Below are 16230 nucleotides of genomic sequence, written 5' to 3'. Positions count from 1 at the left end.
TGCCAGGCGTTTCCACGCGTATGGTGCTCCATCCGCGTTACCGCGGGGGCGACTGTTCGAGGGGTCGGTCGCCCCTGTGGCGGTATCACAGGCCCGCGCCCCCGAGTTCGGCCAGGACCAGCCGCAGCACGGTGATTGCCCCGTGTTTGTCGAGTGGATCGTTTCCGTTCCCGCATTTTGGTGACTGCACGCACGACGGGCACCCCGTTGCGCACTCGCAGGCCTCGATGGCCGCCGCAGTCGCCGCCCACCAGGTGCCCATCTTCTCGAACCCGCGGTCGGCGAATCCCGCGCCGCCGGGGTAGCCGTCGTAGACGAATATCGTCGGCAATCCGTCGACCGGGCCGATCGCGGTCGACACCCCGCCGATGTCGCCGCGATCGCAGCTGGCGACCAACGGCAGCAATCCGATCGCCGCGTGTTCGGCCGCGTGCAGTGAGCCGGGCACCCGCAGCGCCTCGATCCCGTTGCGCTGCAACGTCTCAGGCGTGATGGTGCACATCACCGCCATGGTCTCCAGAATACGCGTCGGCATATCGAGTTCGACGAAGTCGATGACTTCACCGGTCAGCCGGCGACGGAGGTACCCGATGACGGTGTTCGTCACCGACACGGGGACCAGCCCGACTGTGACCGGCCCGTACGCCTTTCGCTCGCCCTCGCCGGTGACGGCGATGTCGGTCAGTTCGCGCGCGAACGTGGTGTAGCCGGGATCCTCGGCGTGGACGAAGGCCACACCGTCCTCGAAATCGAGCGAGTCGACGACGTAGCTCTCACCCTGATGCAGGTAGACGGCCCCCGGATGGACCGACGCCGGCGCCTGGCCGGCCCCCGCACTGCCCAGCATCCGACCCGTGCCGGCTTCCAATATCGCGATCTGACCGCCCGACGATCCGCGGATGTCGACCGCCGGGTGTGGATCGACACCGGGAGTGGCGAAGTAGCCGGTGGGCCGCTTACGCAGCAGGCCGTCGTCGACGAGCGCGGCCGCGACCGCCTCGGCGTTCCACATCCGCACCTCCGCTTCGGTCAGCGGCAGTTCGGTGGCGGCGCAGAGGAGTTGCGGCCCAAGTACATACGGGTTGGACGGGTCGATGACCACCCGCTCGATCGGCTTGTCCAGCAGCGCCGCCGGATGATGAACCAGGTACGTGTCGAGTGGATCGTCGCGGGCGATCAACACGATCAGGGCACTTTGACCCCGGCGACCGGCGCGGCCGGCCTGCTGCCAGAACGACGTCACCGTGCCGGGGAATCCGGCCAGCACGACGGCATCGAGGCCCGCGATGTCGACGCCGAGTTCCAGGGCGTTGGTGGTCGCCAACCCCCGCAATTCGCCATCGGCGAGTGCGCGTTCCAGCGCGCGACGGTCTTCGGCCAGATAGCCCGCGCGGTATGACGCCACCCGGTCGGCGAGGTCCGGTGCGAGTTCTTCCAGGCGTGCGCGTGCACCGAGTGCGGTGAGTTCCGCGCCGCGCCGCGAGCGCACGAACGTCAGTGTGCGGGCACCCTCGGCAATCAGATTGCCCATCACCTGGGCCGCGTCGGCACCTGCCGAACGTCGTACCGGAGCACCGTTTTCACCGACGATGTCGTCGAGCAGTGCCGGCTCCCACAGCGCGACGGTGCGCGCGCCCTGCGGAGAACCGTCCTGGGTGACCTCTGCGACCGTCTCGCCGATCAGCTCCGACGCGGTGATGGCGGGGGAGGCGGTGGTGGCGCTGGCGAAGATCACCGTGGGCCCCGACCCGGTCGCCGAATCGCGCGCGCACAAGCGCAGCAGTCGCCGTAGCACCATGGCTACGTTGGAACCGAAAACGCCACGGTAGTAATGACATTCGTCGACGACGACGTATCGCAGGTTCCGCAGGAAGACCGCCCAACGGGCATGGTTGCGTAGCAGCGAAAGGTGGATCATGTCGGGATTGGAGAAGATCCACCGCGACCGTTCGCGCGCGAACCGTCGCACATCGGTTGGGCTGTCGCCGTCGTACGAGCTCGGGGCGACATCGCGCAGCGCGGGTATCGCCTCGGTGAGTGCCACCGCGGCGCGCAACTGATCGTGGCCGAGTGCCTTGGTGGGCGACAGATACAGAACCCGGGAGCGCGAATCACTCTTCAGCGCCGTCAATATCGGTAGTTGGTAGGCCACCGACTTGCCCGAGGCCGTACCCGTGCTGAGCACGACGTGGCGGCCGGTGTGCGCGAGGTCGGCAGCGGTGAGCTGATGCGACCACGGCGCCTCTATACCGCGATCAACAAACGCCCGCACCACATCTGGGTCGGCCCACTGGGGCCAGCTCTGTTGGTGTCCCTGTCGCGGGGGCAGATCGGCGACATGACGCAACGGGTTGTGCCCCCCGGTAACGGCACCGTCGACCGCGCAAGCGAGCAGCTCGCGGCCGAAATCTGCCATTACATGCCCTCCTGAAACCTCTGGTATGTGAATTGTTCCCCAATCGATCGCTTCTCCACTGTCGCCGCAGCCCAGAACGTGATTGACTTACGGCGGTCGCAGCTTCTGTGTTCGTGTATTCGCACTCGCAGGATCGACGTTGCGATCGCGGTTCCTGCGAGGGTTGTAGGTCGGGTCGTTCCGAGCACTCCACGAAGGTATGGCGGTCGGAACGGGCCCGGTGCACCGGAAGTCGGTGGACCGCTCCCGGTAAGAAGAGAAGGAAATCACGAGAGATGCCACAGGGAACTGTGAAGTGGTTCAACGCGGAAAAGGGCTTCGGGTTCATCGCTCCCGAGGACGGTTCTGCTGATGTGTTCGTCCACTACACGGAAATTCAAGGAAGCGGCTTCCGCACCCTTGAGGAGAACCAGAAGGTCGAGTTCGAGGTTGGCCAGAGCCCCAAGGGCCCGCAGGCCACAGGCGTTCGCGCCGTCTAACCGACACACTTGAAGGAAACCCCCCGCACGGCTCCGACAACGAGCGCCGCGGGGGTGTTTTCGTTTGTGGGGCGCCCGGCCCGGCGATCCGCCGGTGAGGCGGTCCCTGGCTTAGTGTCGAAGCGTGAGCCAGCTGTCCTTCTTCTCTGCCGAGTCGGTGCCGCCCGCCGTGGCCGACTTGACCGGGATACTCGCCGCACCGGGTCAGGTGGTGCTGGTGGGTGCGGGCGCGCGCCTGTCGGTCGTGGTCGACCAGGTGTGGCGTGCCCAGGCGCTGGCCGAGATGATCGTCGAGGCCGGCCTGGAGCCCGAGATCGCCCGCACCGACGAGAACAACCCGCTGGTGCGCACCGCTGTCGATGCTCGCCTGGTCGGTATTGCGGCGGATTGGACACGTGGCGCCGTCAAGACCGTGCCGCCGCAGTGGTTACCCGGGCCTAGGGAATTGCGGGCCTGGACGCTCGCCGCAGGCACCACAGAGGCCGACCGCTATCTCCTCGGTCTGGATCCGCACGCTCCTGACACGCATTCACCACTCGCGTCGGCGATGATGCGAATCGGGATAGCCCCGACTCTGATCGGAACCAGAGGGTCCCGTCCAGCGCTGCGGATCAGCGGCCGCCGCCGACTATCGCGCCTGGTAGAGAACGTGGGGGAACCACCTGGGAACGTCGACGCGTTTGCCCAGTGGCCCAGGATCTGAGGCTGCGCAACCGGGGGGTCAGTTTGCGTCGGCCCTCGCAGAATGCGAAATTGTCAGTTGCCGACGAGGCCGTGGCGCATATTGAGCGCGTAACCGGGCGTTGTAGGCGATAGAAAGAGTGGAGCGAAGGCACTGGTGGCAGACGGGGACGGCAGTAGCGGCCGCAACGGTAATGTGCGGCGACTCGTCATAGTCGAGTCGCCCACCAAGGCTCGTAAAATAGCGGGTTACCTGGGCTCCAATTACATCGTCGAGTCGTCGCGCGGGCACATCCGCGACCTGCCGAGGGCGGCCGCCGACGTACCCGCGAAGTACAAGTCGGAGGCGTGGGCCCGCCTCGGAGTCAACGTCGACGCCGACTTCGAGCCGCTCTACATCATCAGCCCGGAGAAGAAGAGCACTGTCGCGGAGCTGAAAGACCTGCTCAAGGACGTCGACGAGCTCTATCTGGCCACTGACGGCGACCGCGAGGGCGAGGCCATCGCGTGGCACCTGCTGGAAACGCTGAAACCGCGCATCCCGGTCAAACGGATGGTGTTCCACGAGATCACCGAACCGGCCATCCGCGCCGCCGCCGAGGACCCGCGCGACCTGGACAACGACCTGGTCGACGCGCAGGAGACCCGGCGCATTCTGGACCGGCTGTACGGCTACGAGGTCAGCCCGGTGCTGTGGAAGAAGGTCGCGCCGAAGCTGTCGGCCGGCCGCGTGCAGTCGGTCGCGACCCGCATCATCGTCTCGCGCGAGCGGGAACGGATGGCGTTCCGCAGTGCGGGCTATTGGGATGTGACTGCCGAACTCGACGCCAGCGTGTCGAACGCGGAGGCCTCACCGCCCACGTTCACGGCCAAGCTGAACTCCGTCGACGGTCGTCGCATCGCCACCGGCCGCGACTTCGACTCCCTTGGCGGGCTCAAGAAGCCCGACGAGGTGCTCGTACTCGACGAGTCCGGGGCCGGCGCGCTGGCCACCGGACTGCGTGGCGCCCAACTCGAGGTGTCGTCCGTCGAGCAGAAGCCTTACACCCGTAAGCCGTACGCGCCGTTCATGACGTCGACGCTGCAGCAGGAGGCCGGCCGGAAGCTGCGGTTCTCCTCGGAGCGCACGATGAGCATCGCGCAGCGGCTCTACGAGAACGGCTACATCACCTATATGCGTACCGACTCGACGACGCTGTCGCAGTCGGCCATCAACGCCGCACGGAATCAGGCCACCCAGCTGTACGGCCAGGAGTACGTGCACCCGTCGCCGCGGCAGTACACCCGCAAGGTCAAGAACGCCCAGGAGGCGCACGAGGCCATCCGTCCCGCGGGTGACGTGTTCCAGACCCCCGGACAGCTGCACGCACAACTGGACACCGATGAGTTCCGGCTCTACGAGCTGATCTGGCAGCGCACCGTCGCGTCACAGATGGCCGACGCCAGAGGCACGACGCTGTCGCTGCGCATTTCCGGACAGTCCAGGGACGGCCAGGACGTCGTGTTCAGCGCCAGCGGCCGCACCATCACGTTCGCGGGCTTCCTGAAGGCCTACGTCGAGAGCATCGACGATCAGGCCGGCGGCGAGGCCGACGACGCCGAGAGCCGGCTGCCGAATCTGGAGCAGGGCCAGCGCGTCGACGCCAAGGAGCTCACCGCCGACGGTCACACTACGTCGCCGCCCGCTCGCTACACCGAGGCGTCGCTGATCAAGGCGCTGGAAGACCTCGGCATCGGCAGGCCGTCGACGTACTCCTCGATCATCAAGACGATCCAGGACCGCGGCTACGTGCACAAGAAGGGCAGCGCCCTGGTGCCGTCGTGGGTGGCGTTCGCCGTCACCGGCCTGCTCGAACAGCACTTCGGACGGTTGGTCGACTACGGCTTCACCGCGGCTATGGAGGATGAGCTCGACGAGATCGCCGCGGGCAACGAGCAGCGGACCAACTGGCTGTCGAACTTCTACTTCGGCGGCGAGCATGGAGTGGCCGACTCGATCGCGCGCTCCGGCGGACTCAAGAAGCTCGTCGGTGTGAACCTCGAGGGTATTGATGCCCGAGAAGTCAACTCCATCAAGCTGTTTGACGACGACCAGGGCCGCCCGATCTATGTCCGGGTCGGCAAGAACGGGCCGTATCTCGAGCGTATGGTGGCCGACGAGGAGGGCGAGGCTGGGGAGCTCAAGCCCCAGCGCGCCAACCTCAAGGACGAGCTGACGCCCGACGAGCTGACGCTCGAACTTGCCGAAAAGCTCTTCTCCACACCGCAAGAGGGCCGTTCGCTGGGTGTCGACCCGGCGACCGGACACGAGATCGTCGCGAAGGACGGTCGCTACGGTCCATACGTCACCGAGGTGCTGCCCGCGCCTCCGGAGACTCCCGACGACGGCGCAGGGTCGGGTGCGAAGAAGCCCAAGAAGCCGACGGGTCCGAAGCCGCGCACCGGCTCGCTGCTGCGCACGATGGATCTGGAGACGGTGACGTTGGAGGATGCGCTGCGGCTGCTGTCGTTGCCGCGTGTGGTCGGTGTGGACCCGAACACGAACGAGGAGATCACTGCGCAGAACGGTCGCTATGGGCCATATCTCAAGCGCGGCACCGACTCTCGGTCGCTGACTACCGAAGAGCAGATGTTCGACATCACGCTCGACGAGGCGCTGAAGATCTACTCGGAGCCGAAACGCCGTGGTGGACAACGGGCTTCGGCGCCGCCGCTGCGCGAGCTCGGTAATGATCCCGCCAGCGGCAGCCCGATGGTGATCAAGGACGGCCGATTTGGGCCCTACGTCACCGACGGTGAGACCAACGCCAGCCTGCGCAAGGGTGACGACGTGATGTCGCTGACCGACGAGCGGGCCGCGGAGTTGCTCGCCGACCGCAGGGCCCGGGGACCGGTCAAGAAGAAAGCGACCAAGAAGGCCGCGAAGAAAAAAGCACCCGCGAAGAAGGCGGCCAAGAAGGCCTAACCGGGCCGGGATTCCTCGACGACGTTCTCGCGTTCGGCGGCGGCCTCCTCCGGGGTCACCAGGTTCAGCGGCCGGGCCAGCTGAGTCGGGGCCACCCGCCCGCGCAGTTCGACGATCTCGCCGACGTCCCAGCACAGGGCTTCGGCATCGAGTGCACCGCTGACCGCGATGGCCGACGCGAGCACATGACCCGCCTCGAGCTTGGCCAATTCGGTCAGCCGCGCCGCCTCGTTGACCGGGTCGCCGATCACGGTGTACTCGAAACGCGCCTGCGCGCCGATGTGCCCGGCGATGGCGCGGCCGGCCGACACCCCGATGCCGAACTCGGTCTGGCCCAGCACCTTGATGACTTCGTCGTGCAGCTCGCGCGACGCCGCCAGCGCTGCGCCACACGCGTCGGGATGCTCGATCGGGGCGCCGAAGATGGCCAGTGCCGCGTCGCCCTGGAACTTGTTGACGAACCCGCCGTGACGGTTGACGGTGTCGACGACCACCCGGAAGAAGTCGTTGAGGAGGTTCACCACTTCGCCGGCCGGGATGGTCGCCGCCAGCTGTGTCGAGCCGACGAGGTCGACGAACAGCACCGCGACGTCGCGCTCCTGGCCGCCGAGTTCGGTTCCGCGCTCCAGCGCCCGCCGGGCGACGTCCTCGCCGACGTAGCGGCCGAACAGGTCGCGCAGCCGCTGCCGCTCGGCGAGGTCACGGACCATGTCGTTGAAGCCCGCCTGCAGCAGGCCCAGCTCGCTGGCGTCGTAGATCTGCATGTGGGCGTTGTAGTTGCCGCGCTGCACCTCGCCCAGTGCCCAGCGCAGCTGGCGCAGCGGGTCGGCGATCGACATGGCCACCAGCACGGTGCCGAACAGGCCGATGATCAGCGCGGCGATGGCCAGCAGCAGGATCGGCGTGGTCAGCTTGTCGGCGGAAGCGGTGAGCACCTCGAACTTGCTGGCCACCAGAGCCAACACGATCGCGAGGATCGGCACTCCGGTCGACAGCACCCACGTCATGACCTGGCGCTGGATCACGCCCGGCGCGCGAAAGTTCTCGGGGACGCCGCCGCGCAGGGCGGCCACGGCGACCGGCCGCAACACCCGCTCCGACTGCAGATACCCGATGATCGCCGTCGCGGTGGCGCCGAGGCCGCTGGCGACGGCCACGACCGGCGCCGACTTGCTTGCCACCGGCCAGCTGGCGACGATGAACACCACCGACCCGAGCATCCAGTTCGCGACGTTGATCATCGTGCGGTAGTAGGGCATCTTCAGCGCGCGAACGCGGGCCAGCTCGGTGACGGCCGGGTCGCTGTCGGTCAGCAGCGTGTCCCGGCGTTGCCAGCGGATCACCGGGATGAGCAGCCGCAGGCTCAGGTACGACGCGGTCGTGAACGAGACGAACAGGAAGCCCAGGAACACCGCCAGGTTGAACGCCGGCAGGTCCTGCAGCTGGATGCGGTCCTCGGGCGGCAAGCCGAACCGCAGGAAGCTCAGGACCAGCAGGGCGCCGATGATGTCGGCCTGCAGCATCCCGAGGGTGAACACCGGCCACGGTGTGCGCGCGACCCAGCGGACGAATGCGCCGATTCGCCTGACGGGTATGGCCCCAGTGGTCACTGATCAACCGTATCGGTCGACGGGGACGGGAAAAGGCCCAAACGAGCCCTGTGGGGCGGACGTGTCGCTTCGCAGCACTACTGTTATCTGCGATGACGGGTGTCTTTTCGCGTCTGGTGGGCCAGCACGCCGTGGAAGCGGAGTTGATCGCCGCCGCACAGGCCGCGCGCGGTGATTCGGCTCACAGCGCAGCCGCGACGGGGACGATGACACACGCGTGGCTGATCACCGGGCCGCCCGGGTCGGGCCGATCGATCGCCGCGCTGTGCTTTGCCGCCGCCCTGCAATGCACCAGCGACGGCGTTCCGGGCTGCGGGCAGTGCCGCGCCTGTTCGACGGCGATGGCCGGCACCCACGCCGATGTGCGGCGGATCGTGCCCGAGGGCTTGTCCATCGGCGTGGACGAGATGCGCGCCATCGTGCAGATCGCGTCGCGGCGGCCGGGGACGGGACGCTGGCAGGTGGTGCTGATCGAGGACGCCGACCGGCTGACGGAGGGTGCGGCGAACGCGCTGCTCAAGGTCGTCGAGGAACCGCCGCCGTCGACGGTGTTCCTGCTGTGCGCACCGTCGGTGGACCCCGAGGACATCGCGATCACGCTGAGGTCCCGGTGCAGGCATGTGGCACTGGTGACGCCGCCGGTCGACGCCATCGCGCAGGTGCTGATCGAGAACGATGGTCTGGCCGAGGATGACGCCCGGTGGGCGGCGTCGGTCAGCGGTGGACATGTCGGCAGGGCGCGGCGGCTGGCCGTCGACCAGGAGGCGCGTGACCGCCGTCAGCGGGCGCTGGGACTGGCGCGCGACGCCGCGACGCCGTCGCGGGCCTATGCCGCCGCGGAGGAACTGGTCGCCGCGGCCGAGGCGGAAGCGGTGTCGCTGACCGTCGACCGCAACGAGACCGAGGCCGAGGAGTTGCGCACTGCACTGGGTGCCGGTGGCACCGGCAAGGGCACCGCCGGCACGATGCGGGGTGCGACCGGTGCGCTCAAAGATCTTGAGCGACGGCAGAAGTCGCGTAAGACACGGGCGTCGCGCGACGCGCTCGACCGGGCATTGATCGACCTGGCCACCTATTTCCGCGATGCGCTGCTGGTGTCCGCGGGCGCGGGCGCTGTCCAACCGAACCACCCCGATATGGGTGAGCGGGTGGCCGCGATGGCCGCCCACGCGCCGCCGGACAAGCTGTTGCGCTGCATCGAGGCGGTGCTGGAGTGCCGAGAGGCCCTGGACATGAACGTGAAGCCGAAGTTCGCGGTCGACGCGATGGTGGCCACGGTGGGGCAGGCGCTGCGTGACTGACTTGGGCGCTCGGTATGCCCTGTCGTAGACTCGTCCCGCCCGTGTCGATGCTCTTCGCGCAAGCGCTCATCGGCCAGGGGCACGCCACCTTAGCTCAGTCGGTAGAGCGATTCACTCGTAATGAATAGGTCAGGAGTTCGATTCTCCTAGGTGGCTCAAGAACTCAGGCCTTTCAAGAAGCCGGAGACCAGCGGGACCACGTCGCCGAGATGTGTCTGCAACAGCCAGTGCCCGCCACCGAGTAGGTGCAGCCGGGCGTCGGGCAGGTCGCGGTGGTAGGCACGCGCCGACTCTTCGGGCATGTAGCCGTCGTGCGGACCCCAGACAATCAGGGCAGGCGGCTGGTGCTCGCGCAGATAGGCCTGCTCACGCGGAAACCAGTCGAGCGTCGACGGCTGGTCTTCCAGCAGGTGGATCAGGTTGGCCAGACGTTCCGGGGTGTTCATCAATTGCCAGTGCAGCGTCCAGAGGTCGGGGCTGATGCGGTCGGCGACATCGTCGGGCAGTTCGCCGCGGAACTCGCTCTCGAACCCCGCGAGCGTGACGTGATCGGCGATGCGGCGCCGTGCGGCCGGGCCCGGGTTGTCCCAAAGCTTCTTCAGAAAGGCGTACTTCGGCCCAAAGGCGTCGGCGTAGATGTCGCCGTTCTGGATCACCAGACCCGTGATCCGCTCGGGCCGCGACAGCGCCAGCCGAAACCCGAACTGCGAGCCGTAGTCGTGCAGCCAGACGATGAAGCGCTCCAAGCCGATCGCGTCGGTGAACCGCTGCAGGAAGTCGGCATAGGCGTCGAAGCTGTATCCGAACATCTCAGCGGACGGCGTTGCGCTGTAACCGAACCCGGGCAGATCGGGTGCGACGGTCCGCCACTGTCCGCCGAGGGCGGCCATCAGGTCGCGATAGACGAACGACGAGGCGGGATACCCGTGTGGGAGTAACAACACAGGCGCATCGGCGGGGCCCGCTTCGCGATAGAACGTGTCGATCCCGTCGACGGTGATTCGGCGATGACGAACCGGCGCAAGTGACATACCCGCTGCCTTCCCCGTCAGGTCTCGGCGTCAAACTCCTCCCGGGAAATCCGGCATAGCCGGTCGAATGACAAATCACATCGGCGATCCAGCTTTGCTGAGCCCGTTGCGGGCGATCGGGAACTTTCAGCCCGTCGGTCGTCCGCAGCAGCGGGCGGCCACAGTGTTCATAATCGCTTCATGAGTGCCGGCGTGCATGATGTCGCGGAGTACAGGTGACCGCGAATCGGCGCGTCTTCATGGCAACGTGGCGACAACGTGACTGGAGCTCGTATGCGCGTGGTCAAGGGTCGAGGGCGAAGGCGGACGTCCGAAGCAGTGAGCACGTCGGAGGTGGTGCTGATCACTGGCGGCGGTTCCGGCATCGGCGCCGGTCTCGCCGGCGCCTTTCATGCACGGGGAGCCCAAGTGATCGTCGCCGGACACCGTCGCGAACGCGTTGAGGCGGTGGCCGCGCGCCATCCCGGCATGCACGCCGAAGTGGTTGATGTCGCCGACCCCCAACAGGTCGCGGAGCTTGCCGTGCGAGTTCGTGATCGGTGGCCCCGGTTGACCACGGTCATCAACAGCGCCGGCATCCAGCACCTGTTCGACTTCGCCGAGCCGGGCCCGGTTGATCCGGCCGAGCTGGGGCGCGAGGTCGACGTCAACCTCAAGGGCACGATCTACGTGGTGAACGCCTTGCTGCCGTTGCTCCAGGCCCAGCCGCGCTCTCGACTCGTCAACGTCGGCTCCGGTTTGGGCTACGTACCGTTGGCCGCTGCGCCGATCTATTCGGCAACCAAGGCCGCCGTGCACAGTTACACCATCGCCCTGCGGCGGCAACTCAGGGATTCCAGTGTCCAGGTCGTCGAACTGATCCCTCCCGTCGTCGCGACCGATCTGCATCGAAACCTCGACCAAACTCCCCCGCGCGCGATGGAACTCGACGCGTTCGTCGACGCGGCGATGGCCGGCTTGGACGCCGGCCGCGACGAGATTGTCGTCGGGCTGGCCAAAGCACTGCAGATACTCAGCCGTGCAGCGCCGTCGTTGGGGCTCAAGATCGTCAATCAATGAAAGTCGTTGGGCGACAATGCCAGCCAAACCCAGCGATTAGCGGAGGTCGCCTATTCGGGTGCGACGAATCCGACCGGTCCCGCCGCGATGCACACCGACAACGCCGCGGTGTTCGCGCTGACTTCGATCGCGTCGCCCGCGCCGGGCAGGCGGACGAACACCCGGTTCAGCCCGGGGTGGACCGGCACCTTCACGTCGATACCCTCGGTCAACGACATCGTCAGCGATCCATCACTGTTGGCCAGGTAGTTGATCTCAGCGGTCCAATCGGAGGGCAACAGCGGACCGTCCAGCGGCATGCGCACGGGAAAATCCGGCTGAACGAGATAGCCGCACTGCGGGGCCGGACCCTCGAGGATGCTGCGCACCCACGTGACTTTCGCGTCGACCAGCCGCCCTGAGTTGTCCAGCATGCGTAAGTCGGTTGTCGCCGAGGCGAATTCGGGCCTGTCCCGCAGCAGCGCGAACATGTGGCTGGCCCGGTTCTCGGGGCCGACCACCCGCTGCAGCACCATCGGGTCGACCTCCTGATCGAGCATCGCCGCGCTGGACCTTTGCGCGGCCGCGGCCAGGCCCGCCTCGGCATTCTGCAGATACGGCTGTGCCGGGTTGTCGCGCCAGCTGATCAGGAACGTCGCCGTCGAGTACAGGCTGCTGGCCATGAATGCGGTTGTCGCAACGACAATCACACCTGTCCGGGCCCGGGAGGCGTCCAGCCACTCGGTTCCCTCGCGGTTCGGCGCGCACAACCCGACGGCCGCCAGCAGGGCCAGCACCACGACGAGATCGGGTAGGTATCGCAGCGTCTGCGCCAACTCGAGTGCGGTGAACTGCGACGACCGCATCAGGTAAATCGGTATCTGGCAGGCCACCGCGTACCCGACCGCGACCAGCCACACCGCACCGATGCGCCGCTTGCGAACGACGGTCAGCGCGATCACGGCCGCCAGGGCCATCCAGCCCAGCACCATCACGATCACCGGCGGCGTGCCCCACGGGGATGCGGGCGCCCATCGCTGCCAATCCCACGGACCACCAACGAGTCCGGGCACGATGCCGTGCGTCACCGACCGGGCCAGCAGCTCCCACGTCATCGACCAGTCGAGGGTCCACCGCTTCTGGTCGACGACGGCGAGGTACACCGCGATCCACCCGGCCGTCACCGCCAGCGAGGAGACCCAGAGCCGAATACCGCGGCGCCACACAGTCATCGGCGATCCCGTGCCGGTGACATAGGCCAGCAGCGCCGCCACCGCGAACGCGACGAACGGGATGACCGCCACCTTCTCGAAGAACAGCAGGCCGCCGACGAACACCAGCAGACCCGTCACGGCATAGCGCTGATTGCCCGTGCGCACCAGCAGCACGGCGTCGCCGCACACCCACGCCAGCGCCGCCAGCATGGGAAGGGAGTTCAACGCCGCCGCCCACCACGCGAAGCCGGGGACGGCCATCGGGGTGAACAGTGCGAACGTCAACGGCACCAACAGGACCGGGCGCCAGCCGAGAATCACGTGCAGTGCCCGTAGCAGCGCCAGCGACGCCAGCAGCTGCAGCACGATCAGGCTGAGCGCCGGCAGGAACCATTGCAGCGGTGCCAGGCGAGTGATCCCGCCTGCGACCAGGAACGCCGCGGGCATGACATGGCCGTCGTGGTCGTCGAACAGGTAGCCCGGCGAGAGCAGGTTCTGGGTGCCCGCCCGGCCGATGAGGATCAGGTCGTCCCAGTAGAAGTAGCCGCTGAACGCGAGCACCGCCCGAATGACCAGTTGCGCCGCGACCAGCGCGACAGCGGCGCGGAAGACCCAGTTGCCTTGCTCGGTAAACCTTTTCACGCCGGATAGGTGTCGCCGGCTTGGCTGCGCGCCGCCCACGCGGAAGCCACCATCTCGCCGAGCGAATGCCGCATCTTCCAGTCCAGGTCCCGGGCGGCCAGATCGCCTGCCGCGACGATGCGGGCCGGATCGCCGGGGCGCCGGGGTTTGATGATTGGTTCGAACTCGATTCCGGTCGCTTCCCGAATCGCTGTCATGATCTCGCGCACGGATGTTCCGTCGCCGCTGCCGAGGTTGTAGACGGGTTCGACCGGCTGGCCGGCCGTCAGCCGTTTCGCGGCGGCAACGTGAGCCAGCGCCAGATCGGCGACGTGGATGTAGTCGCGCACACACGTGCCGTCCGGCGTGGGATAGTCGTCGCCGTTGATCTGTGGGGTCTCGCCCCGGTAGAGCATGTTGAAGACCAACGGGAACAGGTTGTGCGGACTCACGTCGAACAGATCCGTCGAACCCGAGCCCACCACGTTGAAATAACGCAGGCTGGTGTGCTCGAGGCCGGAGGCCCGCCCGGCGTCGCGGAGCAGCCATTCGCCGATCAGCTTGGTCTCGCCGTAGGGCGACTCCGGCCGGGTCGGGGTGTTCTCGGTGACGATGTCGACGTCCGGCGTGCCGAAGGTAGCCGCACTCGACGAGAACACCATCTTGTTGACGCCCTCGGCGTCCATCGCCTTGAGCAGCGTCACCATTGCCGACACGTTCTGCTCGTAGGTGTGCAGCGGGCGGCGGACGGATACGCCCGCGTACTTGTAGCCGGCGATGTGGATGACGCCCTCGACGCCGTGGTCTCGCAGCGTCTGCGTGACGAGGTCACCGTCCAGCAGGGTGCCGCGCACGAACGGCACGGATTCGGGTACGAACTGCTCCAGCCCGGAGGACAGGTCGTCGAGCACCACCACCGGAATGTCGGCGTCTTGGAGGGCGCGGACCACGTGTGACCCGATGTAGCCCGCCCCGCCCGTCACCATCCACGTCATGTTGGAGCCGAGTCTAGAGAGCGGCTCCCACCGTCAACAAAGTCGACTCACCAGAAAAGATTGTGAGTACTCACTTTCTGTTGTACGCTCGCCGGCATGACCTTCGACGTGATCGTTCGCAACGGCCTCTGGTTCGACGGGACCGGCGCGGTCCCGCAGGTGCGATCGCTGGGTATCCGCGACGGGATCGTCGCGACGGTGTCCGCCGCGCCCCTCGACGAGACGGGCTGCCCCGACGTCATCGACGCCGCGGGCAAGTGGATCGTTCCCGGCTTCATCGACGTGCATACGCACTACGACGCCGAGGTATTGCTCGATCCGGGCCTGCGCGAGTCGGTACGCCACGGCGTCACCACGGTGCTGCTCGGGAACTGCTCACTGTCGACGGTCTACGCCGACACCGATGACGCCGCCGATCTGTTCAGTCGCGTGGAAGCGGTGCCCCGCAGCTTCGTCCACGGCGCGCTCGAAGCCAAGAAGACGTGGTCCGACCCGGCCTCCTACGTCCGTGCCATTGACGATCTGCCGCTCGGCCCGAACATCGGCTCGATGCTGGGGCATTCGGACCTGCGCACCAGCGTGCTCGGCCTGGACCGCGCGACGACCGAGGGCGTGAAGCCCACTCCGGCCGAACTCGACCGCATGATGGTGATGCTCGAAAAGGCGCTCGACGCAGGCCTTCTCGGACTGTCCGGCATGGACGCCCCCATCGACAAACTCGACGGCGACCGGTTCCGTTCGCGGGCACTGCCCTCGACCTTCGCCACCTGGCACGAGCGCCGCAAACTGATCTCGGTCCTGCGCAAGCGCAACCGCATCCTGCAGAGCGCGCCCAACACCAAGAGCCCGGTATCGGCGCTGATGTTCTTCCTGACGAGCAGCAAGTGGTTCGGCCGTCGGCCCGGCGTCCGGATGAGCCTGCTGGTTTCGGCGGATGCGAAGTCCGCCACCGGAGCAGTGCACGTATTCGGGCCCGGCGTCAGGCTGCTCAACAAGGTGCTCGACTCGCTGGTGCGGTTCCAGCATCTGCCGGTGCCGTTCGAGTTGTACTCCGACGGCATCGACCTGCCGGTCTTCGAAGAGTTCGGAGCGGGCACCGCGGCGCTGCATCTACGGGACCAGATCGAACGTAACGAGCTGCTGGCCGACACCGACTACCGCCGCCGGTTCCGCAAGTCGTTCGACCGCAAGAAGCTCGGACCGTCGTTGTGGCACCGCGACTTCCACGACGCCACGATCGTCGAGTGCCCCGATGAGACGCTGATCGGCAAGAGCTTCGGCCAGATCGCCGACGAGCGCGGGCTGCATCCGCTCGACGCCTTCCTCGACGTGCTCGTCGAGAACGGCGAGCGCAACGTGCGGTGGACGACGATCGTCGCGAATCACCGGCCCAGGTACCTCGACAAGCTCGCCGCCGAACCGGCCATCCACATGGGGTTCTCCGATGCCGGCGCCCACCTGCGCAACATGGCGTTCTACAACTTCTCGCTGCGGTTGCTCAAGCGGGTCCGCGACGCCGAGCGGGCGGGTCGCCCCTTCCTGTCCACGCAGCGGGCGGTGCACCGGCTCACCGCCGAGGTCGCCGAATGGTTCGGCCTCGACGCGGGCACCCTGCGCGAGGGTGAGCGTGCCGACTTCGTCGTCATCAATCCTGAGCACCTCGACGAATCGGTGAACGCGTACCACGAGGCGACGGTCCCGTTCTACGGCGGACTGAGCCGCATGGTGAACCGCAACGATGCCACGGTGGTGGCGACGGCGGTCAACGGGACGGTCGTGTTCCGCGACGGCGACTTCTGTGAGGGCTACGGAACGACGGTCAAGTCCGGGCGCTTCCTGCGGGCCGGTGCGGCCGAGCCCGCGAAAGCGCTTGTCTGAT

At 67.1% G+C, this 16230-nt stretch carries 11 protein-coding genes and 1 tRNA gene; 7 read left to right on the top strand and 5 right to left on the bottom strand.

The genetic code is table 11. The features are described 5' to 3' along the window. Positions 1–85: 85 nt before the first annotated feature. Positions 86–2416, bottom strand: a complete 2331-nt coding sequence (locus BST47_RS14590) for a DNA 3'-5' helicase SftH (protein WP_083126243.1) — start codon at positions 2414–2416, stop codon at positions 86–88. 275 nt (positions 2417–2691) lie between these two features. Between BST47_RS14590 and BST47_RS14585 the strand changes: the two genes are divergently transcribed. From BST47_RS14585 to topA, 3 genes are all read left to right on the top strand, one after another. Further along, positions 2692–2895 (top strand): cold-shock protein, encoded by a 204-nt coding sequence (locus BST47_RS14585; RefSeq protein ID WP_006243848.1) that lies wholly within the window; start codon positions 2692–2694, stop codon positions 2893–2895. 124 nt (positions 2896–3019) lie between these two features. Further along, positions 3020–3598 carry a hypothetical protein gene (locus BST47_RS14580; RefSeq protein ID WP_083126241.1) on the top strand — a complete coding sequence of 193 codons (579 nt, stop codon included), beginning with the start codon at positions 3020–3022 and terminating at the stop codon, positions 3596–3598. Between the two features lie 135 nt (positions 3599–3733). Then, positions 3734–6541 carry a type I DNA topoisomerase gene (topA, locus tag BST47_RS14575; protein WP_083126240.1) on the top strand — a complete coding sequence of 936 codons (2808 nt, stop codon included), beginning with the start codon at positions 3734–3736 and terminating at the stop codon, positions 6539–6541. On the opposite strand, the gene BST47_RS14570 is transcribed toward topA, so the two are convergent. Continuing rightward, a complete protein-coding gene (locus BST47_RS14570) occupies positions 6538–8151 on the bottom strand; it encodes an adenylate/guanylate cyclase domain-containing protein (RefSeq protein ID WP_083126239.1) in 1614 nt (537 codons plus the stop codon). The two genes, topA and BST47_RS14570, sit on opposite strands and share 4 nt — an antisense overlap. Before the next feature lie 92 nt (positions 8152–8243). On the opposite strand from BST47_RS14570, the gene BST47_RS14565 reads away from it, so the two are divergent. Both BST47_RS14565 and BST47_RS14560 read left to right on the top strand, forming a co-directional pair. After that, on the top strand, positions 8244–9452 hold the full coding sequence (locus tag BST47_RS14565; protein WP_083126238.1) for a DNA polymerase III subunit delta': 1209 nt from the start codon (positions 8244–8246) through the stop codon (positions 9450–9452). A gap of 83 nt (positions 9453–9535) precedes the next feature. Continuing rightward, positions 9536–9608 (top strand) — tRNA-Thr (locus BST47_RS14560). Here the strand turns inward: BST47_RS14560 and BST47_RS14555 are convergent. Further along, positions 9608–10483 carry an alpha/beta fold hydrolase gene (locus BST47_RS14555; RefSeq protein ID WP_083126237.1) on the bottom strand — a complete coding sequence of 292 codons (876 nt, stop codon included), beginning with the start codon at positions 10481–10483 and terminating at the stop codon, positions 9608–9610. The two genes, BST47_RS14560 and BST47_RS14555, sit on opposite strands and share 1 nt — an antisense overlap. Positions 10484–10801: 318 nt before the next feature. Here BST47_RS14555 and BST47_RS14550 point away from each other — a divergent pair, with 318 nt between their 5' ends. Next, entirely contained in the window at positions 10802–11542 is a 741-nt protein-coding gene (locus tag BST47_RS14550; protein WP_165799793.1) for an SDR family oxidoreductase, read from the top strand. Between the two features lie 50 nt (positions 11543–11592). Here the strand turns inward: BST47_RS14550 and BST47_RS14545 are convergent, their stop codons facing one another. Both BST47_RS14545 and galE read right to left on the bottom strand, forming a co-directional pair. Further along, positions 11593–13377, bottom strand: a complete 1785-nt coding sequence (locus BST47_RS14545) for a hypothetical protein (protein WP_083126516.1) — start codon at positions 13375–13377, stop codon at positions 11593–11595. Continuing rightward, positions 13374–14351 carry a UDP-glucose 4-epimerase GalE gene (gene galE / locus BST47_RS14540; RefSeq protein WP_083126235.1) on the bottom strand — a complete coding sequence of 326 codons (978 nt, stop codon included), beginning with the start codon at positions 14349–14351 and terminating at the stop codon, positions 13374–13376. Before galE ends, BST47_RS14545 begins: the two co-directional genes overlap by 4 nt. Positions 14352–14447: 96 nt before the next feature. Between galE and BST47_RS14535 the strand changes: the two genes are divergently transcribed. Continuing rightward, on the top strand, positions 14448–16229 hold the full coding sequence (locus BST47_RS14535; RefSeq protein WP_083126233.1) for an N-acyl-D-amino-acid deacylase family protein: 1782 nt from the start codon (positions 14448–14450) through the stop codon (positions 16227–16229). The last annotated feature ends 1 nt before the right edge of the window (position 16230 follow it).

This window comes from Mycolicibacterium tusciae, from assembly GCF_002086795.1.
GTDB classification, from domain to species: Bacteria; Actinomycetota; Actinomycetes; order Mycobacteriales; family Mycobacteriaceae; genus Mycobacterium; species Mycobacterium tusciae.
This window is presented reverse-complemented; position numbering and strand designations above follow the sequence as displayed.